2 protein-coding genes are annotated in these 2532 nt (G+C 67.0%); both read left to right on the top strand.

All coding sequences use genetic code 11. The features are described 5' to 3' along the window. Positions 1–671, top strand: a 671-nt coding sequence (locus ACFWSK_RS37650; RefSeq protein ID WP_383796666.1) for a phosphopantetheine-binding protein, incomplete at its 5' end; no start/stop codon positions are given. Next, positions 671–2532, top strand: a 1862-nt coding sequence (locus ACFWSK_RS37645; RefSeq protein WP_383796663.1) for a condensation domain-containing protein, incomplete at its 3' end; no start/stop codon positions are given. The genes ACFWSK_RS37650 and ACFWSK_RS37645, both read left to right, overlap by 1 nt.

Genomic DNA, 2532 nt, shown 5'->3' with positions numbered 1-2532 from the left:
TCGTCGGGCGTGCGGATGATCAGGTCAAGGTGCGTGGGTTCCGGATCGAGCCGGGTGAGATCGAGGCGGTGCTGGCCGGCCACTCCCAGGTCCGTAGTGCCGTGGTGGTGGCCTTCGGGGATGTCGAGGACCGTCGCCTGGTGGCCTACCTCGTCCCCGCCGATCAGGCCGCGGGTATTCCCCCGGTCAGTGAGATACGAGAGTTTGCGGCGGGGCGGCTACCGGCCTTCATGATCCCGGCGACCTTCGTGGAGCTCGCGGCGTTGCCGCTGACTCCGAACGGCAAGCTCGACCGGACGGCACTGCCCGAGCCGGAAGGGGAACGGCCGCAGCTGGAGGAGTTCGTGGCTGCGTCGGGCGACGCGGAGGAAGCGTTGGCCAGGCTCTGGGTCGAGGTGCTCGGGGTGGACCGGGTCGGCGCCACGGACAACTTCTTCGAGCTGGGCGGCCATTCGCTGCTCGCGACCCAGGTGACCTCCCGCATCCGGGACGCCTTCGAGCTCGAGATCCCTCTTTCCGCCTTATTTGACCAACCCACCGTGAGGGGCTTGGCGGCCGTGGTCGAAGAGCGCATCTGGTACGAAATCGAGCACATGCCGGAAGACGACGTGATCCAGAGCCTGGACAGTTACGCGCAGGGTGCAGAGTCCGACGAGAACGGGGTTTTCTGATGTCCATCTCCCCTGTGGGGCTTCTTCAGAAGCTCGAGAACAGCGGCGTCCGCTTCAGCGTCGTCGACGGCAGGCTCCGGGTCTTCGCGCCCAAGGGTGTTCTCACTGAGGAACTCCGAACCCAGCTCCAAGGGTGCCGGGACGAAATCATCGAGCTGCTGGTCGACCGCAAGGCGGAGCCGATGGCGGGCCAGGCCCCGCCGATGACGATCGCCGACCGCGACGAACGGTTGCCGCTGTCCTTCGCGCAGCAGCGCCTGTGGTTCCTCGACCAGCTCGACCCGGGCTCGGTCGAGTACAACGTGCCCATGCCGATTCGGCTCGGTGGAGCGCTGGACATCCCCGCGCTCAGCGCCGCTCTGAGCGCGATCGTTGCCCGGCACGAGGTGCTGCGCACTCGGCTCGTGGCCGGTGACGACGGTGTGCCGCACCAGGTGATCGACCCGGCGACGCCCCTCCCTCTGCCGGTGGCCGACGTGTCCGGCGAGGAGGACCGCGGTTCAGCTGTCTGGGCGTTGATGGCCGCGGATGCGGCGCTGCCCTTCGACTTGGCGGGCGGCCCGCTGATCAGGGGCCTGCTGATCCGGCTGGCGCCTGACGAGCACATACTCGCTCTGTCCATGCACCACGTCGCCTTCGACGAATGGTCGAAGCGAATCTTCAACGACGAACTTTCGCTTGCCTACGAAGCTTTCCGTGCCGGGCAGCCGGACCCGTTGCCGCCGCTTGCCGTGCAGTACGCCGACTTCGCCGTGTGGCAGCGGGAGTGGCTGGACGGAGAGGTTCTGGAGGGACAACTCTCCTACTGGCGCGAACAGTTGCGTGGGGCCTCGGCCCTTGAGGTGCCTACGGATCGGCCGCGGCCTGCGGTGTGGTCACCTGCCGGCGCGATGGCACAGTTCACGGTTCCGGCGCGTACCGCGGACGCCCTGCGCGAGCTGTCCCGTCGCAGGGGCACGACGATGTTCATGACGCTGCTGGCGGCCTTCGACGTCCTCCTGAGCCGGTACGCGGGTACGGATGACGTGGTGGTGGGCACACCGGTCGCGAACCGGAACCGTGCCGAGACGGAGAAGTTGATCGGATTCTTCATCAACACCTTGGTGATGCGTACCGATCTGTCCGGCGACCCGACGTTCGAGGAACTGCTGGGCCGAGTACGGGAGATGGCCCTCAATGCATACGCCCACCAGGATCTGCCGTTCGAGCAGCTGGTGGACGAACTCGTCACGGAGCGGGACCGGTCGCGCAGTCCGCTGTTCCAGGTGCTGTTCAACTACTTCACCGAGGATGGACAGCAGAGCCACGATTCACGGGACCCGTCTCATGACCGCCAGAGCGATGCAGAAGGCGGCCCGGAAGGGCTGGCCCTGGGGAGCGTCGAAGGCGATGTCGTCGCCAAGTACGATCTCCGGCTGATGCTGACGGACGGCGGTGGCGCGCTGTCGGGTGTGATCGAGTACAGCACCGCCCTGTTCGATGCGGTGACGGTGGAGCGGATGGCACGGCACTTGGTGTCGGTGCTGGATGCGGTTGCCACTGATGCGGGCCGGCCTCTGGGTGAGCTGCCGGTGCTGGCTGCCGATGAGCATGAGCGGCTGGTGCGTGGGTGGAATGCGACGGCTGTGTCGTTGCCGGTGGTGGGTGGTGTGCATGAGCTGATTGCTGAGCGTGCGGCGTTGGGCCCCGGGGCGGTTGCGCTGGTGTGCGGCGAGGTTTCGCTCACCTATGGGGAGTTGGTGGGCCGGGCGAATCGTCTGGCGCATTATCTGCGTGGGGTGGGGGTGGGTACGGAGTCGGTGGTGGCGCTGTGTCTGCCGCGTGGCGCGGACATGGTGGTGGCGATGCTCGCGGTGTGGCA

This window comes from Streptomyces sp. NPDC058620 (assembly GCF_042717135.1).
Lineage (GTDB): Bacteria > Actinomycetota > Actinomycetes > Streptomycetales > Streptomycetaceae > Streptomyces.
The sequence above is the reverse complement of the archived record's forward strand: the minus strand, read 5'-3'. Positions and strand labels throughout refer to the sequence as shown.